30 protein-coding genes are annotated in these 26,117 nt (G+C 40.1%); 22 read left to right on the forward strand and 8 right to left on the reverse strand.

Annotated elements, in window-relative coordinates; translation table 11 throughout:
• The first annotated feature begins 1 nt into the window (after nucleotide 1).
• The 14 genes from ACH6EI_RS08065 to ACH6EI_RS08130 all read left to right on the forward strand — a co-directional run bounded on the left by ACH6EI_RS08065 (nucleotide 2) and on the right by ACH6EI_RS08130 (nucleotide 13,233).
• On the forward strand, nucleotides 2-454 hold the full coding sequence (locus ACH6EI_RS08065; protein WP_226313302.1) for a hypothetical protein: 453 nt from the start codon (nucleotides 2-4) through the stop codon (nucleotides 452-454).
• An 11-nt stretch (nucleotides 455-465) separates the two neighbouring features.
• Complete coding sequence (locus ACH6EI_RS08070) at nucleotides 466-1,026, forward strand: shikimate kinase (RefSeq protein ID WP_028414510.1); 561 nt, start codon at nucleotides 466-468, stop codon at nucleotides 1,024-1,026.
• A gap of 5 nt (nucleotides 1,027-1,031) precedes the next feature.
• The gene (locus ACH6EI_RS08075) at nucleotides 1,032-1,421 is read left to right on the forward strand and encodes a VOC family protein (RefSeq protein ID WP_028414509.1); all 390 of its coding nucleotides are present in this window, start codon (nucleotides 1,032-1,034) and stop codon (nucleotides 1,419-1,421) included.
• A gap of 233 nt (nucleotides 1,422-1,654) precedes the next feature.
• The gene (locus ACH6EI_RS08080) at nucleotides 1,655-2,221 is read left to right on the forward strand and encodes a GNAT family N-acetyltransferase (protein WP_028414508.1); all 567 of its coding nucleotides are present in this window, start codon (nucleotides 1,655-1,657) and stop codon (nucleotides 2,219-2,221) included.
• A 306-nt stretch (nucleotides 2,222-2,527) separates the two neighbouring features.
• A complete protein-coding gene (locus ACH6EI_RS08085) occupies nucleotides 2,528-3,382 on the forward strand; it encodes a GAF domain-containing protein (RefSeq protein WP_028414507.1) in 855 nt (284 codons plus the stop codon).
• Nucleotides 3,383-3,649: 267 nt separating this feature from the next.
• Nucleotides 3,650-4,021: a hypothetical protein gene (locus ACH6EI_RS08090; protein ID WP_034328210.1), complete on the forward strand. Its 372-nt coding sequence runs from the start codon at nucleotides 3,650-3,652 to the stop codon at nucleotides 4,019-4,021.
• A 445-nt stretch (nucleotides 4,022-4,466) separates the two neighbouring features.
• Nucleotides 4,467-5,969 carry a glucose-6-phosphate dehydrogenase gene (gene zwf, locus ACH6EI_RS08095; protein ID WP_028414505.1) on the forward strand — a complete coding sequence of 501 codons (1,503 nt, stop codon included), beginning with the start codon at nucleotides 4,467-4,469 and terminating at the stop codon, nucleotides 5,967-5,969.
• Nucleotides 5,970-5,997: 28 nt separating this feature from the next.
• Complete coding sequence (gene tkt, locus ACH6EI_RS08100; protein WP_099000383.1) at nucleotides 5,998-7,992, forward strand: transketolase; 1,995 nt, start codon at nucleotides 5,998-6,000, stop codon at nucleotides 7,990-7,992.
• Between the two features lie 30 nt (nucleotides 7,993-8,022).
• The gene (gene gnd / locus ACH6EI_RS08105; protein WP_014459235.1) at nucleotides 8,023-8,916 is read left to right on the forward strand and encodes a phosphogluconate dehydrogenase (NAD(+)-dependent, decarboxylating); all 894 of its coding nucleotides are present in this window, start codon (nucleotides 8,023-8,025) and stop codon (nucleotides 8,914-8,916) included.
• A 49-nt stretch (nucleotides 8,917-8,965) separates the two neighbouring features.
• Nucleotides 8,966-9,634: a fructose-6-phosphate aldolase gene (gene fsa, locus ACH6EI_RS08110; protein ID WP_099000382.1), complete on the forward strand. Its 669-nt coding sequence runs from the start codon at nucleotides 8,966-8,968 to the stop codon at nucleotides 9,632-9,634.
• Nucleotides 9,635-9,712: 78 nt separating this feature from the next.
• A complete protein-coding gene (locus ACH6EI_RS08115) occupies nucleotides 9,713-10,198 on the forward strand; it encodes a hypothetical protein (RefSeq protein ID WP_108674790.1) in 486 nt (161 codons plus the stop codon).
• A gap of 332 nt (nucleotides 10,199-10,530) precedes the next feature.
• Entirely contained in the window at nucleotides 10,531-11,808 is a 1,278-nt protein-coding gene (locus ACH6EI_RS08120; RefSeq protein WP_099000380.1) for a glycosyltransferase, read from the forward strand.
• 22 nt (nucleotides 11,809-11,830) lie between these two features.
• Nucleotides 11,831-12,487: a TetR/AcrR family transcriptional regulator gene (locus tag ACH6EI_RS08125; protein ID WP_028414499.1), complete on the forward strand. Its 657-nt coding sequence runs from the start codon at nucleotides 11,831-11,833 to the stop codon at nucleotides 12,485-12,487.
• Between the two features lie 152 nt (nucleotides 12,488-12,639).
• The gene (locus ACH6EI_RS08130; protein ID WP_028414498.1) at nucleotides 12,640-13,233 is read left to right on the forward strand and encodes a hypothetical protein; all 594 of its coding nucleotides are present in this window, start codon (nucleotides 12,640-12,642) and stop codon (nucleotides 13,231-13,233) included.
• Nucleotides 13,234-13,273: 40 nt separating this feature from the next.
• Here ACH6EI_RS08130 and ACH6EI_RS08135 read toward each other — a convergent pair whose 3' ends face one another.
• The 6 genes from ACH6EI_RS08135 to ACH6EI_RS08160 form a co-directional block, all read right to left on the reverse strand.
• On the reverse strand, nucleotides 13,274-13,618 hold the full coding sequence (locus ACH6EI_RS08135; protein ID WP_028414497.1) for a DUF1516 family protein: 345 nt from the start codon (nucleotides 13,616-13,618) through the stop codon (nucleotides 13,274-13,276).
• A gap of 163 nt (nucleotides 13,619-13,781) precedes the next feature.
• Nucleotides 13,782-14,204, reverse strand: a complete 423-nt coding sequence (locus ACH6EI_RS08140) for a NucA/NucB deoxyribonuclease domain-containing protein (protein WP_099000379.1) — start codon at nucleotides 14,202-14,204, stop codon at nucleotides 13,782-13,784.
• Between the two features lie 140 nt (nucleotides 14,205-14,344).
• Complete coding sequence (locus ACH6EI_RS08145) at nucleotides 14,345-14,809, reverse strand: FixH family protein (RefSeq protein ID WP_099000378.1); 465 nt, start codon at nucleotides 14,807-14,809, stop codon at nucleotides 14,345-14,347.
• Nucleotides 14,810-14,838: 29 nt separating this feature from the next.
• Nucleotides 14,839-16,218, reverse strand: a complete 1,380-nt coding sequence (locus ACH6EI_RS08150) for a PepSY-associated TM helix domain-containing protein (RefSeq protein ID WP_099000377.1) — start codon at nucleotides 16,216-16,218, stop codon at nucleotides 14,839-14,841.
• 134 nt (nucleotides 16,219-16,352) lie between these two features.
• Entirely contained in the window at nucleotides 16,353-16,994 is a 642-nt protein-coding gene (locus tag ACH6EI_RS08155) for a response regulator (protein WP_028414493.1), read from the reverse strand.
• Nucleotides 16,995-17,816, reverse strand: coding sequence for a sensor histidine kinase (locus tag ACH6EI_RS08160; RefSeq protein ID WP_028414492.1), 822 nt, complete (start codon nucleotides 17,814-17,816; stop codon nucleotides 16,995-16,997).
• A gap of 202 nt (nucleotides 17,817-18,018) precedes the next feature.
• Between ACH6EI_RS08160 and ACH6EI_RS08165 the strand changes: the two genes are divergently transcribed.
• From ACH6EI_RS08165 to ACH6EI_RS08175, 3 genes are all read left to right on the forward strand, one after another.
• Nucleotides 18,019-18,852 (forward strand): AraC family ligand binding domain-containing protein, encoded by an 834-nt coding sequence (locus ACH6EI_RS08165; protein ID WP_099000376.1) that lies wholly within the window; start codon nucleotides 18,019-18,021, stop codon nucleotides 18,850-18,852.
• Between the two features lie 27 nt (nucleotides 18,853-18,879).
• Nucleotides 18,880-19,509, forward strand: coding sequence for a LysE family translocator (locus ACH6EI_RS08170; protein ID WP_108674788.1), 630 nt, complete (start codon nucleotides 18,880-18,882; stop codon nucleotides 19,507-19,509).
• A gap of 158 nt (nucleotides 19,510-19,667) precedes the next feature.
• Complete coding sequence (locus ACH6EI_RS08175; RefSeq protein WP_260503752.1) at nucleotides 19,668-19,802, forward strand: hypothetical protein; 135 nt, start codon at nucleotides 19,668-19,670, stop codon at nucleotides 19,800-19,802.
• 87 nt (nucleotides 19,803-19,889) lie between these two features.
• Here the strand turns inward: ACH6EI_RS08175 and ACH6EI_RS08180 are convergent, their stop codons facing one another.
• Nucleotides 19,890-20,252 (reverse strand): hypothetical protein, encoded by a 363-nt coding sequence (locus tag ACH6EI_RS08180; RefSeq protein WP_033580509.1) that lies wholly within the window; start codon nucleotides 20,250-20,252, stop codon nucleotides 19,890-19,892.
• Between the two features lie 203 nt (nucleotides 20,253-20,455).
• Here ACH6EI_RS08180 and ACH6EI_RS08185 point away from each other — a divergent pair, with 203 nt between their 5' ends.
• The 3 genes from ACH6EI_RS08185 to cotJC are packed head-to-tail and all read left to right on the forward strand — an operon-like array spanning nucleotide 20,456 to nucleotide 21,552.
• Entirely contained in the window at nucleotides 20,456-20,704 is a 249-nt protein-coding gene (locus tag ACH6EI_RS08185) for a spore coat associated protein CotJA (RefSeq protein ID WP_028414488.1), read from the forward strand.
• Nucleotides 20,701-20,961 (forward strand): spore coat protein CotJB, encoded by a 261-nt coding sequence (locus ACH6EI_RS08190; RefSeq protein WP_025751042.1) that lies wholly within the window; start codon nucleotides 20,701-20,703, stop codon nucleotides 20,959-20,961. Before ACH6EI_RS08185 ends, ACH6EI_RS08190 begins: the two co-directional genes overlap by 4 nt.
• 21 nt (nucleotides 20,962-20,982) lie before the next feature.
• Nucleotides 20,983-21,552 (forward strand): spore coat protein CotJC, encoded by a 570-nt coding sequence (gene cotJC / locus ACH6EI_RS08195; RefSeq protein ID WP_025751043.1) that lies wholly within the window; start codon nucleotides 20,983-20,985, stop codon nucleotides 21,550-21,552.
• 69 nt (nucleotides 21,553-21,621) lie between these two features.
• Here the strand turns inward: cotJC and ACH6EI_RS08200 are convergent, their stop codons facing one another.
• Nucleotides 21,622-21,990: a nuclear transport factor 2 family protein gene (locus ACH6EI_RS08200; RefSeq protein ID WP_033580511.1), complete on the reverse strand. Its 369-nt coding sequence runs from the start codon at nucleotides 21,988-21,990 to the stop codon at nucleotides 21,622-21,624.
• 303 nt (nucleotides 21,991-22,293) lie between these two features.
• Between ACH6EI_RS08200 and ACH6EI_RS08205 the strand changes: the two genes are divergently transcribed.
• Together ACH6EI_RS08205 and ACH6EI_RS08210 are read left to right on the forward strand one after the other, a co-directional pair.
• Complete coding sequence (locus tag ACH6EI_RS08205; protein WP_028414486.1) at nucleotides 22,294-22,872, forward strand: TetR/AcrR family transcriptional regulator; 579 nt, start codon at nucleotides 22,294-22,296, stop codon at nucleotides 22,870-22,872.
• A 26-nt stretch (nucleotides 22,873-22,898) separates the two neighbouring features.
• Nucleotides 22,899-26,048, forward strand: coding sequence for a bifunctional cytochrome P450/NADPH--P450 reductase (locus tag ACH6EI_RS08210; protein WP_099331140.1), 3,150 nt, complete (start codon nucleotides 22,899-22,901; stop codon nucleotides 26,046-26,048).
• Nucleotides 26,049-26,117 lie beyond the last annotated feature (69 nt).

Consider the following 26,117-nt stretch of genomic DNA (forward strand, 5'->3'; position numbering starts at 1 on the left):
GATGAAGAAATGGAAGACAGCTGCAGGTGGACTTATCATAGCAAGCTTTACAGGATGTTCAAGCAGTGGATTTCTTGAAGAATTCCCGCCAAAAGCGTATCTCGAAGCAAGCAACCATCTTTATGAAACAAAAGTTGGCACTTACTGCTGGAAAAACACGTGTGTGGATAAAGCAGGCCCTTTAGAATTGTTAAAAACAGAACAGCCGATTAAAGTAAAAGCAAATGAATCGCTATCGCTTGTTATCAAGTATAAGCGGCAGCCCAACGAAAAGCATATGGCACAAATACAAAACAGCCATGAAGTGGAAATACCACTGAAGAAAAATAAGCTGAAAGCACCTTCTGAATCAGGCACGTACTACTACTCATATTCAGTGTGGTGGATGGATGAAAGTCAAAAAAATGTATCTAATGGAGATGCATCGTACGCGTTTGTATTGGAAGTGAAATAAGGAGAGAGCCTATGCAACCCCCTATTATTCTCATTGGACCTATATGCGCGGGTAAAACGACGGTTGGTGAAAAAGTAGCGCAAAAACTAAGTATTCCTCAGTGCTCAATGGACGAAGTGCGATTTTCTTACTACGAGGAAATAGGTTTCAGCAAAGAAACACAGCAGGACATTCGAGAAAAACAAGGGTTTCAGGGTATGTACGCCTATTGGAAGCCGTTTGAAGCCTATGCCGTTAAAAGAATACTAGAAGAGTACAAACATGCGGTCATTGATTTTGGCGCCGGTCACTCGGTCTACGAAGACATGGGACTGTTTCAGCAAGTAGAAAAGATATTAAAACCTTATCAGTCTCTATTTTTATTGCTTCCCAGTGCTGATAAAGAAGAGTCCATACAACTATTACATCAAAGACTGCAGCAAATAACGGATGATGAAGATGTTTTTAAGCTTAACAAACATTTTGTAACGCATCCGTCAAATGAGCTGCTGGCAAAGCAAACAATTTACACAAAGGAAAAGTCGGCAGATACAGTAGCAAAAGAAATTATTTCATCTATATCGAAGGAGTGAAAGCAATGATTAAAAAAATCGGTCAAATTATGGTGTATGTAAACGATCAAGATCAAGCGGTAAAGTTTTGGACAGAAAAAATGGGATTTCAGGTTATGTCCGAACAAAATAATGAACAAGGCATGAAGTGGATTGAGCTAGCGCCGGTAGCGGGTGCTGAAACAACCATTATCCTTCATAACAAACAGCTAATAGCAAAAATGCAGCCGGAATTAAATGTCGGGACACCTTCGCTTCTGTTTTTTACGGAGAATGTGGATGAATTATATAGAGATTTAACTGCTAAAGGCGTAACGGTGGGAGAAATTGTATCGATGCCTTCAGGAAAAGTCTTTAATTTTTCAGACAGTGAAGGTAACTATTTTGCAGTTATGGAAAACGCGAATAATAAATAGAGCAAAAACAAAAAACACCGGGAGCATATATATTGTCTCGGTGTTTTACAGGCAAAGCAGGATAAGTTACTTTTCATTTTCATCTGCTGATTGGCAGTAGCAATACTATTCTTTATAAATTTACTCCTTTTCTTCATTATTTAACGCTATGATTGTATAAACGTGTATTAAGAGTCGCTTTAAGTTTCTAAAATTTAATAAGCCATTTCATAAATCAAGGAGTAATGCCTCTCATGATAAAATTAATAGGAGAAAAAGTGTTATTAAGAGAAGCGACACAGGAAGATGTTAATACGCTCTATTACTGGAAATACGAAGAGAAAAAACAAGAAGCGAAAAAATGGAATGCTCCGTACATACCAGATCGAAAGCTGACGAAAGAAAAGTATATGAATTCATGGGAAGAAGAGTATGAGATTTATCCATCAGTTCCCCGAATGCTTGCGGTTATTATTGATGAAATAGCTGTAGGAACGGTGAACTGTTACTGGGTGGACAAACGTACAAACTGGATGGAAACTGGAATTGTCATTTACGATTCAGACTATTGGAGCGGAGGATATGGATCAGAAGCTTATGGAATGTGGATCGACTTTTTATTTGAGTTTACACCTTTGCATAGACTCGGCATGTCTACGTGGTCAGGCAATATCAGAATGATCAAAACAGCGGCAAAAATAGGTATGAAAGAAGAAGCAAGAATCAGAGAAGCACGTATCGTAAACGGTGAATATTTTGATAGCGTCAAAATGGGAATTCTGCGAAGAGAATGGAACAAAAAGATGAAGCAGGAGCTCTAATACCCTTTGTGCTATGTTGTCATTGAACTAGGCAGTTTAGTTTGATATATCCTAATATGGGGAATAGAGGGAAAATGGGGACGTGTGAGATTTTTATATAATTTAAAACTTCTTCCTTCATGAACGGAAGAAGTTTTTCTTATGTGAAATCATGTCATATGTCAAATCTGGTATGTATAAGATAGAAAATAGGCAATATAGCTGTCCTCTCTCATACTACAAAAAAGTTATAGCCAAGCTGTGCGTATCTTTATGAAAGAATGCACTTATGGCAGAGAGAATGATAGTTGCGATGGAGGTAACTAAATGAACGTTGATGGAGAAAATAAAGTTCCTCATTTTTATTCACTGCGGTCTGTTTCGCAAAAATTATTTGAGGTTATTACCAAACAGCTGAATGTCAGCACAACGTACGTAACTAGAAGAGGAGAAACAGCGATGACGGTCCTCAGCTCATATAACGAGAAGGAAGAGATTATTCCTGAAGGATACAGCGTTGAATACGGAGGTACATACTGCCGCTTAATTATTATGAATGACGGAGACGTTATGCATACGGCAAATCTGATGAAGGATGCCGTTACAAGACAGCTAGAAGTAACGGATCAATTGCAGGTAAAAGGTTTTTTAGGTGTTACATTAAAAGATTTAAAAGGAAATGTATTTGGAACACTCTGTGTAATGGACAAGGAAGAAAAAGAATTTTCAGGAGAAGATATCGCTTTTTTACAATCAATGGCAGGTATCTTATCCCATATGATCGATCTGGATGAAACACGATATCAGATGGGATTTTTAAGCGTCCCAATTATTCCGATTACAGAGGGGGTTTCGATTCTTTCTCTTCAAGGTATTATTGATAAAGAGCGTGCGGATCAGATTATGACAGATGTGCTTCACGATGCAGCTCATAATGAAATAGATTACTTTATCATTGATTTATCGAAGCTGCTTCTGAGAGAAAAAGAGTTTCCGAATTTCTTCTTGAAAATGATTACAGCACTTCAGCTCATGGGTGCTCAAGCAGTTATAACAGGTGTAACCCCCACATTTGCGAAAGAGCAAACTAAAAATCATGATTTGAGAAACTTACAGTTAAAAGTCGTGAAAAATATTCAACAAGCTCTTCAATGTGTGGGGTATAACTTAATCAAAACATGAACCAAGCCTTGGCTCTATCAGCCAGGGCTTATTTTTGTGTATGTATATAATTCAATACGAAACGAAAAACAAGCTGGTATGCTCAGAAGCTGTGAAAGCATCAAATGCAGCATAAAGTGAATATAGATAAAGAATGTAGCTTCATTGAAGCCTTGCGTGATGATCATTACGCACCTTTTGGTGGTGTAAGAAATAGCCGGGGGAGAGACCTGTGTATGGCTGATGACCCTTTTTGCTGTATGCAAAAACATCATGGGGGGGAAATACATGCGAACAAACTTTAAAAGGTCCGCACAAACGGATGTGGATATGAGAAAGAAACAGCGGAGAACACTTCAGTCCACTTTAAACACAATAGGGATACTTATGTTTATTGGAATTTTGATCAGGTGGTGGACCGTGCCGTTCGCTATTAGTAAAGATCTCCGAATTTACTATAATCAAGATTTTCAAATGACATTGAACGAGTGTAAAGAGTTTCTTACGTTCGTTTTATGCGCAGCAGGCGTGTATTTTATGTTAGTCAACGTCTACTTTTTAGGTAAGATAGGTAAAAAACTAGTCTATATCGTTCTTGTTTTACTTGCTGTTTTTAACCTCTATATGATGCTTATGCTTCTTGTCGCAGTGACGCATTAAAGTTAAAGTGTGAGTGTAGCTCAAAAAAAGAGGTCAACTTCCGGTGACTCTTTTGGATTGAGCTACGATTTTTCTATGTGAAAAACAGATAGATCTTCAGGCATCTTGATTAGCTGAGCTTCCATATTACTTCCACCTTTTGATATTTTCCCTTGGTACATATGCAAACATTATGTATGCTTTTACTTTCATACAATTCTATCAAATCCATTAAAGCAGATTTATTTTCTAAATTCAACTAAAAAGTATTTTCATTATTTTTCCATAAATTATCTAAGATAAGCGGCTATAGGGTTTAAAGAACAAAAGAAAATTGAAATGATTTTTTATGAGTTTTATATCTTGACGAAAAAATATTTCAGGAATAAGATAGGTTACATAAAGTAACGAATGAAAGAAAAGTTACTTTTTAAAGATTATATTTTTCCTAACAGGAGGAAGAGATATGGAAGCGATGACTTTTGTTTTATTCGGTTCAACAGGTGATTTAGCGAAACGCAAAATTTATCCTGCACTCTATAATTTATTTGTAGACGGGAAAATCCCTAAATCAATTTCTGTTGTAGGACTAGGCAGAAGGGAGATGTCCGACGCTGACTTTCAGGAAAAAGTAAAAGAGTCTATTCATACTTTTTCACGTCGCGTCGAAAAAGATTCATCTCTTATGCAGCATTTTCTTTCAGCTTTTCGCTACAGCCCATTGGATGCAACGAATGCTGAAGATTATAAAAAGTTGTTAAATCTAGTAGAAGCACGCGAAGAGGAACGAAACATTCCAAGCAACCGAATGTTTTATCTATCCGTTGCACCAGAATTTTTTGGTACGATTGCCGAGCATATTAAAGACAGTGGCTTAGGTGCTACAAAAGGTTGGAAACGGTTAATTATTGAAAAACCGTTTGGCCATGATCTACAGTCAGCTCGTCAATTAAACGAAAACTTAAGCAAAGCGTTTAAAGAAGAAGAGATTTACCGCATTGACCACTATCTTGGCAAGTCGATGGTACAAAATTTAGAAGCGCTGGAATTCGCTAATCCTATTCTTCAATCATTATGGAATAACGAACATATTGCGAATATACAAATTACAGCAAGTGAAACGGTCGGCGTAGAGGAAAGAGCAAGCTATTATGACCATTCAGGAGCCATTCGAGATATGGTTCAAAATCATATGCTGCAAATGCTGATGATGACGGCTATGCACTTACCGGCCCGCATTAGCGCTGATGATATTCGAAACGAAAAAATAAATGTGTTAAAAGCGCTTCGTCCGCTTGTAAAAGAAGATATGGATCTAGACGTTGTTCGCGGTCAATATGAGGCTGGAAAAATAAACGGGGCTTCAGTGCCGAGCTACATAAATGAGCCCGGTGTATCACCATCTTCTCAGACGGACACGTTTTTAGCAGCCAGACTATATATCGATAATTCGCTTTGGAACGGCGTTCCTTTCTACATTCGTACAGGGAAAAGAATGGCGGAAAAAGCGACGCGAATTGTTATTGAATTCAAAGACTCGCTAAAAGAGTTGTACTTAGACAAAGGAGAAACAACATCTCCAAATCTGTTGATCATTGAAATTAACCCGCACGAAAATATTACGCTGCAGTTAAACAGCAAAAATCCATTTAATCATGGTCATATTGAGCCTGTACAAATTAATTTTTCAGGTCAGCAAGAAGGAGCACCGGAAGCATATGAACGCCTTATTGCAGATGCATGCGCCGGAGATTCTACATTTTTTGCTCATTGGAAAGAAGTAGAGCTAGCTTGGGAATGGGTTCAGCCGCTTCTTGAAGCATTTCAGGAAAATACAGTGCCGCTTCACAAATATGCTGCTGGTTCATACGGCCCTGATGCATCACATGCACTGGTAGAAAAAGACGGCTTTAAATGGTGGTTGGATGAAGAAACAGCAAGTCAATCACGCGAAGTGCAGCCAGTTTAATACAAACAAAGCGAAAGAAGGATGACACATGAGTACCAACATAGATACACTCGCAGTTAATACGATTCGTACCCTGTCAATTGACGCGGTGAACGCAGCTAATTCAGGACACCCGGGACTTCCGATGGGAGCGGCTCCGATGACCTATGCGCTGTGGGCGAATCACTTACAGCATAATCCGGCAAATTCAAGCTGGTTTAACCGAGATCGTTTTATCTTATCAGCCGGTCATGGCTCAAGCTTGCTGTATAGCATGCTGAATCTAAGCGGATACAATGTATCAGTAGAAGATTTAAAAGGCTTCCGCAAGCTAAATAGTAAAACACCGGGTCATCCTGAATTTGGCCATACGGACGGCGTAGAAGCAACAACAGGTCCTTTAGGTCAAGGAATTGCAAATGCAGTCGGAATGGCAATGGCAGAAGCTCATTTAGCGGCAAAATTTAATAAACCAAATTTCTCTGTTATTGATCACTATACGTATACGTTAGTAGGCGATGGTGACTTAATGGAAGGCATTTCTTATGAAGCGATGTCAATGGCTGGCCATATGAAGCTTGGTAAACTTATTGCTTTATATGACTCCAACGATATTTCGTTAGACGGGGAATTAAATCTTTCATTTAGCGAAAATATCCAAAAAAGAGCGGAATCTGCGGACTGGCAGTATTTACGTGTAGAAGATGGAAATGACGTGGATGAAATCACAAGCGCCATCGAAAAAGCGAAACAGAACACGGAACAGCCAACACTCATTGAAGTGAGAACAATTATTGGCTACGGAAGTCCAAAAGTAGCGGGAACAAATAAAGCACACGGCAATCCGCTTGGAGAAGAAGAAGCAAAAGCAACAAAACAAGCCTACGGCTGGGACGCTGAAGAAAACTTCTATGTTCCAGAAGAAGTAAAAGCTCATTTTGAAAAGCTAGAAGAAAAAGGGATGAAAGCAGAAGCAGAGTGGAACGAACTGTTTGCTTCTTACCAAAAAGAATACCCTATGCTGGCAGATGAATTAGAACGTGCCATTACTGGTGAGGCACTAATTGAAGTGAATGATATTTTAACATTCTCATCGGAAAAAGCGATTTCGACGCGTGTTGCAAGCGGAGAAGCTATTAATTATTTCACTAAATCTGTGCCATCTATTTTTGGAGGCAGTGCTGATTTATCACATTCCACGATGACGGACATTAAAGAAGAAGGCCCTTACGCACCCGGATATTTCGGTAATCGAAATATTTATTTCGGCGTACGTGAACATGCAATGGGAGCGGCCGGTAATGGAATGGCCCTTCACGGCGGTGTGAAGCCGTTTGTCAGCACATTCTTTGTTTTTAATGATTACTTGCGTCCAGCGATTCGTTTAGCTGCACTGCAAAAGCTGCCGGTCACATATGTATTTACTCATGATTCCATAGCAGTAGGAGAAGATGGACCAACTCATGAGCCCGTTGAACATTTAGCTTCTCTTCGTGCAATTCCAGGGCTTACCGTAATCCGTCCGTCTGATGCAAACGAAACAGCAAGCGCTTGGGCTTACGCGCTTCAGCAAGCGGAAGGTCCTGTAGCCTTAGTGCTTAGCCGTCAAAACTTGCCTGTATTTGAAGAAACAAAACAAAATATCAACGACCTAGCTAAAGGTGCTTACGTATTAACTGAAACAGACGATAACCCGGAGATGATTTTCATCGCCACAGGTTCTGAAGTAGCACTAGCGGTCAGTGTAAAAGCTCAGCTAGAGCGTGAAGGTACATCTGTTCGAGTTGTAGCAATGCCTAGCTGGGAGCTGTTTGGCAAACAGTCAAAAGAGTATCAAGAGCGCATCTTGCCTGAATCTGTTTCAAAACGAATCTCTCTAGAAATGGGAATTTCACTTGGCTGGGAACGTTTTGTAGGACAGAAAGGAAAAGTGTTAGCTATTGACACATTCGGTGCTTCAGGAACCGGAGCTGATGTGATGAAGCTGTTTGGATTTACAGAAGAAAACGTAGTGGCACAAGCAAAAGAATTGCTAAAGGCTTAAACAATTAGACAAATAGAAGGAGCTGTTCACATGAAAGTAGGATTAGTTGGTTTAGGGAAAATGGGGATTAACTTAGGACAAAACTTATTGGATCAGCGTCATGACGTTGTAGCATTTGACGTAAATTCAAACGCAGTGGAACAAATGAAAGGGTACGGTGCGTCAGGAGTATCAAGCTTACAGGAGCTTGTTCAGTCATTAGAAACGCCAAGAGTCGTATGGCTGATGGTTCCTCATACGGTTGTTGATTCTGTTATTAGTGAAATATCTCCTCTTTTAGCTGAAGGAGATATCGTAATTGAAGCCGGAAACTCTCATTACAAAGAGTCTATTCGACGCTATAACGAGTTAAAAGAAAACAAAATTCGCTTTATGGACGTTGGAACATCTGGCGGAATGGAAGGCGCTCGTAACGGAGCTTGCTATATGATTGGCGGAGATCGTGAAGCGTGGGAAATTGTTGAACCTATCTTCCGCGATACAGCAGTAGAAAACGGATATCTATATGCTGGAGAAGCAGGGAGCGGCCACTTTTTAAAAATGGTTCATAACGGCATTGAATACGGCATGATGGCAGCAATCGGAGAAGGATTTGAAGTTCTTGAAAAAAGCCAGTTCGACTATGATTACGAAAAAGTGGCGAGAGTATGGAATAACGGGTCAGTTATTCGTTCATGGCTCATGGAATTAACGGAAAATGCATTCTCTAAAGATGCTAAGCTAGATGACATCAAAGGAGTTATGAACTCTTCTGGTGAAGGGAAGTGGACGGTCGAAACGGCTCTAGACCTTCAAACAGCTACGCCGGTTATTGCGATGTCTTTACTGATGCGCTATCGCTCGCTTGAAGATGATACCTTTACAGGAAAGGTAGTTTCCGCGCTTCGAAACGAGTTTGGCGGTCATGCTGTGGAAAAGAAATAACAAGTGAAATAGTGGGTATAGTAAAAAAAACTAATGGAGGAATGAAAAAATGAAATTTTTTATTGATACTGCAAACCTTGACGATATTAAAAAAGCATACAAAGTGGGCGTTTTATCTGGCGTCACAACAAACCCTTCTCTTGTTGCAAAAGAAGGCGTAAAGTTTGAAGATCGTATTGAAGAAATTTTAAAAACCGTTCCAGAAGTAGAATCCGTTTCAGCAGAAGTGACGCCGGATGCCGAAACAGCAGAAGACATGATTGCACAAGCAGAAGAATTAATCAAAATTAACGGCGGAGATCAAAACATTACGATTAAGCTTCCAATGACACTCGCTGGATTGGAAGCGACTCGCTACCTTGCTGAAAAAGGTGTAAAAACAAACGTAACGCTTATTTTCACTGTAAACCAAGCGCTTTTAGCAGCTCGTGCAGGTGCAACGTATGTATCTCCATTCCTTGGTCGCCTTGATGATATTTCAGAAGACGGCGTACAGCTTGTGGCTAAAATTGCCGAGCTGTTCCGCATTCAAAATATCGATTCTCAAATCATTGCGGCTTCTGTAAGACATCCGGACCACGTTACACGCGTAGCCCTTGCCGGAGCTCATATTGCAACCATTCCGTATTCAGTAATTGAGCAGCTTGTTAAACATCCTTTAACCGAACAAGGAATTGAAAAGTTTGCGGCTGATTGGAAAAACGCTGTTCAAAACTAAGTAAAAGATAAAGAACGTGCGCATTCTAGAAAAAGAATGCACGCGTTCTCTCATAATATCCCTAAAGAGGTAAACATCATGAATACAGTAGACGCTAAAATTATTAAAACCCAATACGGTTCAGAAGTTTATGTAGACGATGCAGAGCATATTAACTTTAAAAGCCTTCATGCGCCGAAAGTTAACCAGCCGCTCTATCGCATTGAATTTGAAATTGGCTACTTTTTATTAAAAGAACACAGATATTACGAATACGAAAAAAACTATTTTTGGCTTGCAGTAAGCGAAGATTTTAGTAAGCTAATTATTCAAGAACCTGATATGGAAAGTTTATTTGGAGCTAAAAGCGAAGACGAAAGAACGGCAACAAAAGAGCTTTTAAGTCATTGGCTCATTCATACCGAGGCTTATAAAAAGCAATTAAACCAGCATATTAATGACTGTAAAAAAACTAATGAAACAAATGAGGGCATAACGGCTATTTTAGAAAAGTTGCTGCATATTTCAGCAGCAGACATTGAACAAGCCCCAATCGAGAAATTAGCTGCTTCACGAGCAGTTTAACTTGAAAAATAGGTAACTATTCATAGCTCTAATAGGTAAAAGATGCTTCGTTTAAAACCCGAAGCATCTTTTTTTCATTCTTTATAAAGAGGGCGTTATCTTTAGAATACTCTTTCAGGAGGCGCTTTCTCAATGATTAAAGACATCTATGTTACGTTTTTGGACTTAAGACAAGCAAATTCAACTATGTAACTTTACGAAAAGAGCCTTAGGAAAATAAAGGGTAGCAATAAAAATGACAATATTGTCGTTTTTATTGACGAATTAATCGGAGAAGGGTACATTATATTAAAACGACATAGTTGTCGTTTTAATATAAGGAGGCTGAAATGATGCTTATTACGATGTTAACAACAGGAACTCGAGGAGACACCCAGCCTTTTATGGCTTTAGGATTAGAGTTAAAAAAGAAAGGATACCGTGTACGAATTGCCGCTTCAGAAGCTTACCAAAACTTCATAGAATCGTACGGGTTTGAATATGCCATGCTTCGAGGAGATGTTTCTAAAATTATAGAGAGCGGAGCAGCAGACGACGCAATTAATGCAGACAATCCTCTCAAATTTTTTTCAAGCTTAAAAAATGAAAAGATGATGGGTATGATGATTAATATACAAGAAGATTTGCACAAAGCATGCAAAGGAGCCGATGCAATTGTATATCATCCAGGTGCGGCAATTGGTTACTTTGCTGCTAAAGAGATGAATATACCAAGTATCTTAGCCAGCCCTTTTCCAATGACACCAACAAAAGACTATCCAGCTTTAATTTTTTATGATCGACCACGATTTGGAAAAATATACAATAAGCTGACGCATCGCATTTTTGAATGGGGATTTTGGAAAGTAGTAAGTGGTCCTTTAAAAAAATATTGGGTTCAGCAGCATGGAGAAGGACCTGAAGATTTTTTATGTCCGTACCCAAAGCAGCGTACAGCAGCTAACCCAACTATTATTTCATCAAGTCCCGCCGTATTTTCCGTATCTAAAGATTGGCCTGAACACGTTCATTCCTACGGAAATTGGTTTATGGACAGTGACCATAGCTATGAGCCGGAAGAGAAGCTGGAAAGATTTTTAAAGAATGGAGAACCGCCGGTTTATATTGGATTTGGAAGTATTGGGGATAAAAAAAACGCAGGCGAAACGACTGCTTTAGTGATTAAAGCCTTAAAACTTGCCGGGAAACGAGGTATCATCAATATAGGAGGAAGTGGAATGAATCATACGAGGGAGATAACAGAAGACATTTTATTTGTAAAAGATATCCCTCATGAGTGGCTGTTTCCTAAAATGTCTGCCGTTGTTCATCATGGAGGAGCGGGAACAACAGCCGAAGGCCTTCGAGCTGGCGTTCCAAGTGTTATTATTCCTTATGGAAATGACCAATTCGCTTGGGGAAGAAAAATTTATGAGCTGGGAGCTGGAGCAAAAGCCATTCCTAGAAAAGAATTGACGGCTGAAAAATTATCCGCAGCTATTTCCTATACGCAAGTTAATGAAATTCAATCCAAAGCACAAGAAATCGGAAAACAAATCCGAGCTGAACAAGGAGCCGAAAAAGCAGCTCAGGTGATTATTAATACACTCGAGACATTCGGGAATAAATAAACAGTAAGCGAGCGTGAAAAAAATGCCAAAAGTAAGGGAAGGATACGCTGAAAAAAAGAAGCAAGAGATTTTAGAAGCAGCCAAAAGAGTATGCAAGAGCAAACCGGTGCATGATGTAGCCATGCGAGATATCGTTTTGGAAGCTGGAATGAGTCAAGGAGGCGTGTACAAATATTTTTCAAACCTTGATGAAGTATTTGTCGGACTTCTTAATCAAGAAAGCGTCAGCTATAAAGTAAAAGATAAAATTGAAGCCCTGCTTCAGACAAAGAAAGACTCCTTTGAAATGCTGCATGATTTCATTATGTATATTGGAGAGCATATCCAGGAATCAATGACAGCAGGAGGAGAAATTTACTTTGAACTAGTAGCATTGTATTCAAAAGACCCTCAGCGTTTTATGAAAATTGAAAATCAGCTAGTTGAAGTATCAAACCTTAAATATATTCAAAAAAAGCTTCACGACTTTATTACGGAACAAATAGAAGTAAAGAATTTCTCTCCGGCTGTACCAACAGATGATCTGCTAGCTTTTATGGCTACAACGATTAATGGAATTACACAAAATCCAGCGCCGGTTTACAACGTCGATGAACAGAAACAAGTTGCAGAAGAGGCAAACGTAGAACGTCATATCAATACGCTGTCAGTAGCTGTCCGAAAGCTGTTAGGTGAATAAGTACAGCTGCAATCTTGAAATGTTCCTTATCGTATGGCTAGCAGCGGTAAGTATAGTGAGAAAAAAGGTACTCACTTCTTCGTCTCCTTTGAATAGTTTTGCAAAAATTAAGCATAATACGACTGCAAACTATATTTAAGGAGATGGAAAAAATGAAAAAAGGGCTTATCATTGCTTCTTCAGTTCTTTTTCTTTCAGGCTTAGCTGCATGTGGAGGAAATAAAGACAATAACGCAATGGACAATACTCAAAATGACTTACGCAACACTTCTACAAACGACGGGGTTGATAACAATATTCCAATGGATAATACTGATCAGCCGACCAAGTCAGTTGAAGCAGCGCAAAATGTAGAAGATATGAAGGAAGTTGACGATGCGTATGTGCTTCGCGATAATAATAATGCCTATGTAACGGTAGACTTAGCGGGAAATGACGCAGCGGACAACAACGATAACGGCAAGGTGAACACCGTAACGTATAACGGCGATACTTATCATGAAGTTTCAACTGATTTTGAACAAAAAATTGCGGACCGTGTGAGAGAAGCAGATAGTAAAATTGACAAAGTATACGTGGCGTTTGTCAACACGGGTTTAGACAATATGAATAACAACAATAACGTACCTGGTGTAGATAAAAATGACAACATCTATAAAGATGATGAAAAAGACAACAACCGTGATCCAGAAGATATTGTAGAAGATCCAAAAGATATGATGGACCGTAACAACAAAGATCAATAACATCAAAAAGGCCTCTGAATCACCAGAGGCCTTTGGTTCATTAACTAAGTTCAAGTAAAGAAATAAAAATCGGAAGAACACAGCAAGAAACGGCTGAAATAAAATCAAGCTCGTTCTGTTTTTTTGCAGAAAGCGTGAACTCCATCAAAATAATTGTCAGGATACTCATGAAAAGCGTTGCATAAAAAAGAAAATCGCGCTGACTTTCCACTAAAAACAACACCGCATTTAAAATCAAAATAACGGCATAAAGAAACTTAAGCAGCACGTGAAGCTGCATGCTGAATTTATTCTCTTGTTTGTAGCGCAAGATATAGACAAAAAAGAAAATAAATAAAGTTAATTGCCATGAGGCAGGAAGTAACTGCTGCCATAGATTGTCCAAGAAACTCATTCCTCCTATAAAACGATGATGCATATATGTATAACATACATTTTTATTTTAAAAGTGAAGAGTATCTTTAGGCAAGAACAATTCTTCCTTTTTTATTCTTTTTCTTATACAGGCTCTCAACATAAAAAAAGAACGGTCGCAATGACCATTCTTTTTACTTCACTTCAATTAAAACCTTCGTACCGTCTGGAAACTCATCTACTTGATGTGAAATCCAAGACCCGGCGCCTCGGTTGTCTGAAGGCTTTACATATTCAATATCTGCACCGCTTCCGCCTTCTTCACAAAAGGCCATCGGAAACTCATCTCGGTCATAGCCGCTTTCAGTCGGAATGCCTTTTAAAGACTCACGGCGGTTTTCTTCAGCACCGTCTCGATCGATTGTACAAACAGCCGATTTTCCTTTATCGATTGCATGTTGAATGTGCGCTGCAGTTTCAGGGTAACGATCAGCAGGGAAGGAAATGACTTCATCGTAGGAGGTATTCGTTGAAGAGTTCTGCTCTAACGGATTTCCTTCAATCATAACAATAACGGCTATTACTAAAATTAAAATACCAGAAACAATTTTTTTCAACCTGTAAAACTCCTTTATAAAACGTTTATCACTCTTATTGTAAAGTAATAAGAAAAAAATGTAAAAACATATAATGGAACTAGCTAGAATTCATAAGACAAACATAAGCTCACGTTCAGCTGCTGAACGTGAGCTTATGTCTAATGATGAGAGTGGTGATGATGCGTTTCGTTTTCAGCTGGCTGTAGTGAACGTAACTCTTCTTTTGATAATTTGCCTACTGCGACTTGCTGAGTAGGAAGGATGTGCTCACCGCGAGCATTAATATCGGTTTTAATATAGTAAATACCATCCTCTTTAAAGGCTGCTTTTGCTTTATACATACTGCCGTCATAATGTGCCTTTATTGTTTCAACTTTACCGGGAGCATCTTTTTTCCACACGTTAAACTGAACGCTTTTGGCGTCATCCACCGTTTTATTTTCTTGCATCACATGGACTTCTAACACCTGTGTGCTCTGTGGCTCTATATTTTCAGGAAGCATCACATGCGCCGACAGAGGCTTTTGCTGCTTGTAGAGCTGGTCTGCGTCACTGTTTACGGAGCACGCGGAAAGCACAAGCGTACTGAGTATGACTAGTCCGGACATTTTCCATTTATTCATTGTTACTGCACCTCACATCGTTTCATCAATCATGCGTTTAAAAATCGCTTCAATGCTGGAATTCGTTTGATAACAAAGAAATCTAAAAGCCACACGATAACTAAGGACAGTCCGACTAAAGGAAAGAGGATACCAAACACGACGATTATACACGTCACGATTCGCATTGCACTTCCTTCAGGAACTTTAGGAGCCCCCATGTTTTTAGCTGGTTTTCTCTTCCACCACAGTAAGGATCCGCTGATAGCGATACCAGCAATTCCGATACAAATAATAAGGCCCATAAGCTGATTGATAAATCCAAACTGTGTGCCTTTATGAAGCGTAATACCAAGCGCAATCAATTTGCCCATAAATCCATAGTTGTCGTACCGATAATCGGCTAACACAGCTCCGGTATATTGATCAAGGTGAATGGTTGCTTCATCTTGAGCTCTTGGTGAAAAAACAGAGAGCGTATACACACCTTGAGCGTCTTGCGGAATAGAAATGGTGTAGCCGTCGTGCATATGCTGTTCTCTTGCAATCGTGACAATGTCATCAAGCGATACTTTTGTATATTGCGAAGCTGTGGAGCTTGGCACTTCTAACGTTTCAGCTCCCCAAGGCACGTCCGCAACATCTTTTGTTTGCACGGTTGAAGTAGGAGCACTGCCTACCCAAATAGACGGAGGGTACCCAACACCTGCGTTTGTGGCGACTTGCTGAAACGCATTGCCCCACAGTCCTGACCACGGAAGTCCTGTTAGTACGAGAAAAAGCATCCCCGCTGAAATCCAAAAGGCCGGTACTGCATGAAGGTCACGTATCAGTACGTTTTTACCTTTTGAAAAACGAGGAATCAGCACGCCTTTTATTTTGTCTTTTTTGCGCGGCCACCATAAAAAAGCGCCGGTTACAATTAAGACAATTGCCCAGCAGGCCGCAAGTTCTACGATACGATCACCTGCTGTTCCCGCCATCAGCTCTCCGTGAAATTCTTCAATTTGATTCATCAAGCGACTGGAATCATCTACTTTTCCTATGATGTGACCATTGTGAGGGTTAACAAACATCGTATATGTATGGTCTTTTAATGAAATTCCTACTTCTGACGAACGAGTAGAGAGATCACTGGGCTTATACGTCAACACATCAGCGTCTGGATACTTTTCCTTTACAGCCTGTACTTGTGCTGAAGGGGATACGGACTGTGACTGAGCTTGTACATGATAGAAGTCGTGATACAGTTTTTCTTCAATTTGAGGCTTGAATAAATACATCCCGCCCGTAACAGCTAATATAAGAAGAAACGGAGTAAACATTAAACCCGCATAAAAATGCCAGCGCCATATGGCTTTGTATAGACCTTGAGAACGCGCCGTGCTTTTTTTCGTTGTACTCGCTGATTCTTCGCGCTTTTCCTGCATCGTTTTTTCCTCCTTTTTACTAACTAACGTGCTTTTATTATAGAAGGAAAGGGAGAATTAGCCATCACCCCTGAGAGTGATTGTTGGGGTTTATAAGAGGAAGGGGGTAATAAAAAAACAGCTCGTAAAAGCTGTTAGTTCATTAAGCCATTTTGAAACGCATAGCTTGTCAGCTGCACGCGGTTTTCTAAATGAAGCTTGCTTAAAATATTTTTCAAATGGCTTTTTACCGTGTGTTCAGAAATAAATAACTGCGCCGAGATATCGCGGTTTGACAGTCCTTTAGCCACTAATTGAAGCACTTCAAGCTCCCGTGCAGACAGGGGAGTGTCTGGCTTTGTAATCGATGTTTCCTGCGGAAACTCTTTTAAAATTTGAAACGCAATTTCTTTTGACATAGGAACTTCATCTAAAGCGAACGCACGCAAATAGTCGTACCACACTTCAGACTGCAGGTTTTTTAACAAATAGCCCTGGGCTCCTTTTTTCAGCGCATCAAACAAATCCGTAATATCGTCTGAAACCGTGATGACCACAATTTTAACATACGGAAACTGAAGCTTAATTTGTTTTGTCGCTTCTAATCCATTCATCACGGGCATTTTAATATCCATTAGCACAATGTCAGGCATTAATTTTTCGGTTAGTTCGATTGCTTCCTGCCCGTTGGTTCCTTCGCCAACAATCATAAAATCTTCATATTCTTCTAAAATATCGCGAATGCCTTCTCTTGCGTGAACGTGATCATCTACAATCAAAATACGAAACGGCTGCATTTACGTAACCTCCTTTTTAATACTAACAATGGTCTGGTTCTGTTTTCGTTGAATGGAAAAGTCCCAGTTCATATCTTTGGCACGATCTTTCATAATTTGCAGACCAAGACCGGCCTTAAGGGATTCAGAGGTGAAACCTATACCGAAATCTGTAATTTCACAAATCCATCCGCCTGCCGTTTCACCGGCTGTAATCCAGATTTTATTTGTTTTTGCATGTTTAATGACGTTCATAGCAGCTTCTTTCACACAGGCAAACAGCTCATTTTTTTCTTTTCTCGAAAGCGTTGTTTCTGACAGTCTCCAATCTAAATTGACATCTAGTAAATGAGTATGTGTTAAATCATCGACGTATTGATGAATGCTTTCAGTCCAGCTTTCTGAAGAGTCTGAAGGAGAGTGCTTTAAATTTGTAATCGCTTGGCGCGTATCGTCATGAACATGCTGCAGAGTTTGCTTCATTCGGATAAAATCAGGATCCTGCTCTAAGTTGTTTTTTCTTCCGAACTTGTTCATTTTAACAGATAGGAGAAACAGCGACTGCGCAATGCCGTCATGCAGTTCACGAGCTAATTTTTCACGCTCAATAAGCGCAGCTTTCTTTTCTTTTTCTTGCCTTAGTTCCTCTTGCATTTTTTCTAAAATAGAAAATAAATAGCGGACAAAGACAAGCGTTACAAAAAAGACAAGCAGCGGAGAAAGAACATTTCCCATGTCCATTGAGATGTAAGGGAGCAAAAAGGCATGGCGAACATACTCCCAAAGTGCGATGGTCAGAGTTGGAAGAAGCAAAATCAGCCATTTAATTTGTCTATATTTCACGGTATCCCTTCTTTCATCCATAAAATGTGTCTATATTTTATCATTTGAGCGGAAAATTACTAGAGGAAAGAAGAGAAATCACTCTTAGGGGTGAGTGGATAAAGTTAATAAAGAAAATCTTATCTGCAATATCATACAAGAAAAATTCTTGAGTCAATGGTATGGTTAAAAAGCTTAGTATGTGACAAGGAGTGATTTATTAATGGCAAAAGAAATTCGGACAGCGCACGTTGACGCTGATTTACATATTGAAGCTTACCGTTTTAAAGGAATTATGCAAAAGTTTCCTGCTCATTTTCACGAGTATTATGTGATTGGATTTATTGAAGAAGGTCAGCGTCATTTAATCTGCCAAGGCAAAGAATACATCATTAATCCAGGCGATTTGCTGCTGTTTAATCCGTATGATGTCCATAGCTGTGAACAAATAGACGGCAAAACGCTTGATTATCGCTGTATTAACGTGACGCCAGACGCGATGAAAAAAGCTGTTTTTGACATTAACGGAAGTGAAAGTCTTCCGCGTTTTAACAGCAATGTGGTACAAAGAAGTGAGGCTGTCTCTAGTTTAAAAGAGCTTCATTTACAAATTTTAAATGGTGAACGGGAGTTTAAGAAAGAAGAGTTATTTTTATATTTGCTAGAAGAACTCATGCAGGATCATTCAAATCTTTCTTTTCTTTCATCAGCCGTTGACACGTCTCATGAAATCAAAACAATCTGCAGCTATTTGGAAGACAACTATACAAACAAGATCACGCTGGATGAGTTAAGTCAGCTAATTGGATGGAGCAAATACCGGCTGCTGCGCTCTTTTACAAAGCAAAAAGGAATCTCTCCATACAGCTACTTAGAAACAGTTCGAATCAATCAGGCTAAAAAGCTTCTAGAACAGGGACAAAAACCGATTGACGTCTCCTTTTTAACTGGATTCAGTGATCAAAGTCATTTGACTCGATTTTTTAAAAGTCAGGTGGGGCTAACGCCAAAACAATACATGAAAATCTTTGAAAGTGAAAAGAAAACAGAATGCTAGTAATAGCTTAAAAAGGAGAGAAGAGCTGTGGATCATTTAGCTGCTTATATGCTGATGGCGCTGGTTATGTCAATGATACCTGGTGCTGATACGATTCTTATCATGAAAAATACGCTTCATCACGGAGCAAAAGCAGGACGTTTTACCATACTCGGCATGGCTACAGGCCTCACGTTTTGGACGTTAATTGCTGTGCTTGGCTTGTCTGTTGCTATCGCGCAGTCGGTGTATCTGTTCAACACCATTAAATATATAGGTGCCGCGTATTTATTTTACTTAGGTATCAGGGTATTTCTGACAAAAAATACGCTCTCATTGGAGCACATTTCAGAAGAAGAAAAAGCTGTTAAGCCTTCATCTAATCACGCCTATAAAGAATCATACATACAGGGAGCTCTTAGTAATTTTCTTAACCCTAAAACGGTATTGGTTTATATTACATTCATGCCACAGTTTATCAACTTGGATGCTCACAAGAATCAGCAGCTGCTTATGCTTGGTTTTATTCTTACACTCATAGCGGTAGGTTGGTTTTTAATCTTAGTGTATGTAGTAGATTACGTGAAAAAATGGCTTAAAAAACCGATGTTTCAAAAAGTTTTTCAGAGATGCAGCGGAGTGCTGCTGATTGGTTTTGGAATAAGAACAATCGTGTAATAGTAGCTAGTAAGCAAAAAAGAGGCTGGGATAAAAATATGTTAGTTGAAGGAAGATCCGAATGAGTTTGATTCTTGATGGAGAATCAAACTCGTTCGGATTTTTTTATTAGTATGGTGAACATAGCCTTCATATATTTATTCAGTTATTTCTAGCTGTTGATTGGAGGGCAAGGCGAAGACTCCTGCGGGAAAAGCGGAACAGGTGAGACCCCGCAGAAGCGCAAGCGACGAGGAGGCTCACCGGCCGCCCGCGGAAAGCGAAGCCATGCACGGAAATCAACAGCAGTGTAACAAGCCACGGATACTAGTTCATGTATTCAATTTTATCGTCTTTAAATTGTATTGATTTAGCTATGTCTCAATCTCTTTTCTTAACGTTTAAAAACACGTAAACGAAACAATTTGTCGTGTATCGACACCGAAAATGGTCCAAAAACGTCCGTTCCATCTAAACCCTGCAACCGATCGCGGTCCTACAAAAATAGGAAAATACCAGAAGCTAGAGCCGTTTCTAAGCCATATGAACGTATTGCGGAATAGACAAAGAGAAATGGCTCCTGGGTCAACAGCAAATGGAGTTGCCGTTTGCTGAGCTGGAATAAATGCCGGCGGAGGGGAAGTTGGAGCTTGCTGCGGGTCAGGTGTAGGTAAACCGCCTGGTGGTCTAGGTGGACCGGGCGGGAGTTGAGGTCCAGGAAATCGTGCTGGGTAAAAATAAAAATCCATGTAATTAATGTCCATTTTTTAAGCACCTCTATTTTCTTAATCACTATTTTATAAAGTATGAGAAAGCTGCCTAAAGGGATTGGGCAACTATAGCTTTTTTTACATAGGTCTTTTTTATGAAGAAAAGTTTGGTTCTTAAGTCGGGAATGAATTCCTTCATGAACTCGATAAAAACTGAATAGGATAAAACAGAGTGTGTTTTTAGAGGAGGACTTTTCATGGATAACAATCCAAAAAAGATGTTTACACCGGTTAAGACCTATCAACCTTTCCACAGTATCTATGATCCGTGCCGGCCGATAGGAGTTAAATATTATTCTACGCCGCCTCAATTATACATGGGATTTCAACCCGCGAATCTGCAGCAGTTTTCACCGAAAGAAGCGCTAAAAAAAGGAACGCTGTGGCCGGCTTTTTGGGACTACTATGAAAATCCATACAAAGATAAGAAGAGGGATAAAGAATGAAAAAACTACCTCCGGAGTACTATCAGGATTTAGAAGAAATACAGGCGATTGATTTTGCACTTGTAGAATTAACGCTGTATTTAGATACCCATCCAAATGACCAGCAGGCTATGCAGCAGTTTAACGAATACGCGCAGCAGGCTATGCAGTTAAAAAGAAACTTTGAAACAAAGTACGGGCCGCTCCAGCAGTATGGAAACAGCTATACCGACGGGAAGTGGAGCTGGGGAACAAGCCCTTGGCCATGGCAAATATAAGCAGATAAAGGCGGGAACTATATGTGGGTGTATGAAAAGAAATTGCAGTATCCAGTTAAAGTAAGTACGTGTAATCCAACGCTTGCCAAATATTTAATGGAACAGTACGGGGGAGCGGACGGAGAGCTTGCAGCTGCACTTCGTTATTTGAATCAGCGCTATACCATTCCCGATAAAGTTGTTGGACTGCTAAACGATATCGGGACAGAAGAGTTTGCTCATCTTGAAATGATTGCGACGATGATTTATAAGCTAACAAAAGATGCAACGCCGGAGCAGCTGAAGGCAGCTGGATTGACAGAACACTATGTAAACCATGATAGTGCACTTTATTACAATAATGCTGCTGGCGTTCCGTTTACCGCTACGTATATACAGGCAAAAGGAGATCCGATTGCAGATCTTTATGAAGACATAGCGGCAGAAGAAAAAGCAAGAGCTACATATCAATGGTTAATTGATATATCAGATGATCCTGATTTAAACGACAGCTTACGATTTTTACGAGAAAGAGAGATTGTTCATTCACAGCGTTTCCGTGAGGCCGTGGAGATTTTAAAAGATGACAGAGACAGGAAGAAAATCTTTTAACTAGCAAAAAACATCCCTCTTTGCGAATGCAAATGAAAGGAGGGATGTTTTTTATTATGGCAGCGTTGATTATGCGCTAGAACTGCAGTGACAAGAAACAACCTTTAATGTTCCTTCAACATCTTTCCAAATTCGCGTATAGCAGTATTCGCCTCCAATAGATTCACCAGTTGCAAGCGACCCATTTAACGCTACTTTTGTAACGGTAACGGCAAGTTCTTGAAACAGTTTAATTTCTTGTTCCAACACTTCGATGCCCGCTATATCAAGACTTTTTGAACGATGAGCATTTATATCTTGCTCTTTTGACAACCATTGCCCAAAGTGATTCACAAAAATAAGCTCATCTGAAAGTAATTCTTCTAATAACTCTACGTTATTAGAAAGCATGGCTGAGCGAAGCATTTCTTCGTATTCTATCACTCTTGCTTGGTTCATTTTTAATCCTCCTTTACGCCTTGTGTAACTCTTTTCTATTTCCACGTTGCTTTTCCTTTAAACTTCTTCCTTTAATAGATTGTGTTAAATTATGTTAATAAAGGGGATAAGTGGACTAATTTTCTGTAAGCATAAAATATTCTGAAAGACTCCATTATTTACCTTTAAATGGTATAAAATTAGAGTGAAAGAACCTTTTCTTTCCACTTGTTTAGTTATCTTTTTACTATTAAGAAGCAGTTTTTTATACTTGTAATTGTAGCGGAATGAACGTTCATTCCGTTTTTGGAAAGAGGTGATAAAGTGGAATCTACTCCAACAAAACAAAAAGCGATTTTTTCTGCTTCGCTTCTGCTGTTTGCAGAAAGAGGATTTGATGCAACCACGATGCCAATGATTGCAGAAAATGCCAAAGTAGGAGCAGGAACAATTTATCGCTACTTTAAAAATAAAGAAAGCCTTGTAAACGAACTGTTTCAGCAGCATGTAAACGAGTTTTTACAGTGTATTGAAAGCGGCCTGGCTAACGAAAGAGAAGGATATCGAGATGGATTTCATCATATCTTTGAAGGTATGGTGACATTCACTAAAAATCATCCTCGTGCGCTTGGCTTTATTAAAACTCATAGTCAAGGAGCTTTTTTAACAGAAGAGAGTCGCTTAGCCTATCAAAAGCTGGTGGAATTTGTTTGCACGTTCTTCAGAGAAGGACAAAAGCAAGGCATTATTAGAAACCTTCCTGAAAATGCGCTCATTGCTATTTTATTTGGAAGCTTTATGGAAGTATATGAAATGATTGAAAATGACTATTTATCTTTAACTGATGAACTTCTTGCCGGCGTAGAAGAGAGTCTGTGGGCAGCACTTAGCAGACAATCATGAAACTTAACAAGTGAAAGAGGGATAACATGACAATTAAAGAAATGCCTCAGCCAAAAACATTTGGAGAGCTTAAAAACTTACCGTTATTAAACACAGATAAACCGATTCAAACGCTGATGAAAATTGCAGATGAATTAGGGGAAATCTTTAAATTTGAAGCGCCTGGACGTGTGACGCGCTACTTATCCAGTCAGCGTCTAATTAAAGAAGCATGCGATGAATCCCGCTTTGATAAAAACTTAAGTCAAGCGCTTAAATTTGTGCGTGATTTTGCAGGAGACGGTTTATTTACAAGCTGGACGCACGAAAAAAACTGGAAAAAAGCGCATAATATCTTACTTCCAAGCTTCAGTCAGCAAGCGATGAAAGGCTATCACGCGATGATGGTCGATATCGCCGTGCAGCTTATTCAAAAGTGGGAGCGTCTAAATGCAGATGAGCATATTGAAGTACCGGAAGATATGACGCGCTTAACGCTTGATACAATCGGTCTTTGCGGCTTTAATTACCGCTTTAACAGCTTTTATCGCGATCAGCCGCACCCGTTTATTACAAGTATGGTTCGTGCACTGGACGAAGCGATGAACAAGCTGCAGCGAGCAAATCCAGATGATCCTGCCTACGATGAAAATAAGCGTCAGTTTCAAGAAGATATTAAGGTGATGAACGATCTAGTAGATAAAATTATCGCAGATCGCAAGGCAAGCGGTGAACAAAGCGATGATTTATTAACGCATATGCTAAACGGAAAAGACCCAGAAACAGGTGAGCCGCTTGATGATGAGAACATTCGCTATCAAATTATTACGTTCTTAATTGCGGGACACGAAACAACAAGTGGTCTTTTATCATTTGCGCTGTATTTCTTAGTGAAAAATCCACATGTATTACAAAAAGCAGCAGCAGAAGCAGCACGAGTTTTAGTAGATCCTGTTCCAAGCTATAAACAAGTGAAACAGCTTAAATACGTCGGCATGGTCTTAAACGAAGCGCTGCGCTTATGGCCGACAGCTCCTGCATTTTCTCTATATGCAAAAGAGGATACGGTGCTTGGAGGAGAATATCCGTTAGAAAAAGGCGATGAACTGATGGTTCTAATTCCTCAGCTTCACCGTGATAAAACGATTTGGGGAGACGATGTGGAAGAGTTCCGCCCAGAGCGTTTTGAAAATCCAAGCGCGATTCCGCAGCATGCGTTTAAACCGTTTGGAAACGGTCAGCGTGCGTGTATCGGTCAGCAGTTCGCTCTTCATGAAGCAACGCTTGTACTTGGTATGATGCTAAAACATTTTGATTTTGAAGATCATACAAATTACGAGATGGATATTAAAGAAACTTTAACGTTAAAACCTGAAGGTTTTGTTGTAAAAGCAAAATCAAAAAAAATTCCGCTTGGTGGCATTCCTTCACCTAGCACGGAACAGCCTGCTAAAAAAGCACGCAAAAAGGTAGAGAACGCTCATAATACGCCGCTGCTTGTGCTATACGGTTCAAATATGGGAACAGCTGAAGGAACGGCGAGGGATTTAGCAGATATTGCGATGAGCAAAGGATTCGCACCTCAGGTTGCAACGCTTGATTCCCATGCAGGAAATCTTCCGCGTGAAGGAGCTGTTTTAATTGTAACGGCTTCTTATAACGGACATCCGCCTGATAACGCAAAGCAGTTTGTCGACTGGTTAGACCAAGCGTCTGCTGATGAAGTAAAAGGCGTTCGCTACTCCGTATTTGGATGCGGCGATAAAAACTGGGCAACTACCTATCAGAAAGTGCCTGCTTTTATCGATGAAACGCTAGCCGCTAAAGGGGCAGAAAACATCGCTGAACGCGGCGAAGCAGATGCAAGCGACGACTTTGAAGGCACATACGAAGAATGGCGTGAACATATGTGGAGTGACGTAGCAGCTTACTTTAACCTCGACATAGAAAACAGTGAAGATAATAAATCTACGCTTTCACTTCAATTTGTCGACAGCGCTGCGGACATGCCGCTTGCGAAAATGCACGGTGCTTTTTCGGCGAACGTTGTAGCAAGCAAAGAACTACAAAAACCAGGCAGTGAACGAAGCACGCGTCATCTTGAAATTGAGCTTCCAAAAGAAGTTTCTTATCAAGAAGGAGATCATTTAGGTATTATTCCTCGCAACTATGAAGGAATAGTAAATCGTGTAACGACAAGGTTCGGTCTAGATGCATCACAGCAAATCCGTTTGGAAGCTGAAGAAGAAAAATTAGCGCATTTGCCACTCGGTAAAACCGTATCAGTAGAAGAGCTTCTGCAATATGTGGAGCTTCAAGACCCTGTTACGCGCACACAGCTTCGCGCAATGGCTGCTAAAACGGTCTGCCCGCCGCATAAAGTGGAGCTTGAAGCCTTGCTTGAAAAGCAAGCGTATAAAGAAAAGGTGCTGGCAAAACGCTTAACAATGCTTGAACTGCTTGAAAAATATCCGGCGTGTGAAATGGAATTCAGCGAATTTATCGCCCTTCTTCCAAGCATGCGTCCGCGTTACTACTCAATTTCTTCATCACCTCGCGTCGATGAAAAACAAGCAAGCATCACGGTCAGCGTTGTCTCTGGAGAAGCGTGGAGCGGGTATGGAGAGTACAAAGGAATTGCGTCGAACTATCTTGCTGAGCTGCAAGAAGGAGATACAATTACGTGCTTTGTTTCCACACCGCAGTCAGGCTTTGCGCTGCCAAAAGACTCTGAAACACCGATTATCATGGTCGGACCGGGAACAGGCGTCGCGCCGTTTAGAGGCTTTGTGCAGGCTCGCAAGCAGTTAAAAGAACAAGGACAGTCGCTTGGAGAAGCGCATTTATACTTTGGCTGCCGTTCACCTCATGAAGACTATCTGTATCAAGAAGAGCTTGAAAATGCACAAAATGAAGGCATCATTACGCTTCACACTGCTTTTTCTCGCGTATCAAATCAGCCGAAAACATACGTTCAGCACGTGATGGAACAAGACGGCACGAAATTGATTGAACTTCTTGATCAAGGAGCGCACTTCTATATTTGCGGAGACGGAAGCCAAATGGCACCGGACGTTGAAGCAACGCTTATTAAAAGCTATGCTGACGTTCATGAAGTGAGTGAAGCAGACGCTCGCTTATGGCTGCAGCACCTAGAAGAAGAGGGCCGATACGCAAAAGACGTGTGGGCTGGGTAAATAAAAAATAACCTCCGCTATTTGGCGGAGGTTATTTTTTATAGCGAGGTGAAGACATAACTAAACCCA

The sequence above is a fragment of the Priestia sp. JSM ZJ58 genome (genome assembly GCF_044383985.1).
Lineage (GTDB): Bacteria > Bacillota > Bacilli > Bacillales > Bacillaceae_H > Priestia > Priestia zanthoxyli.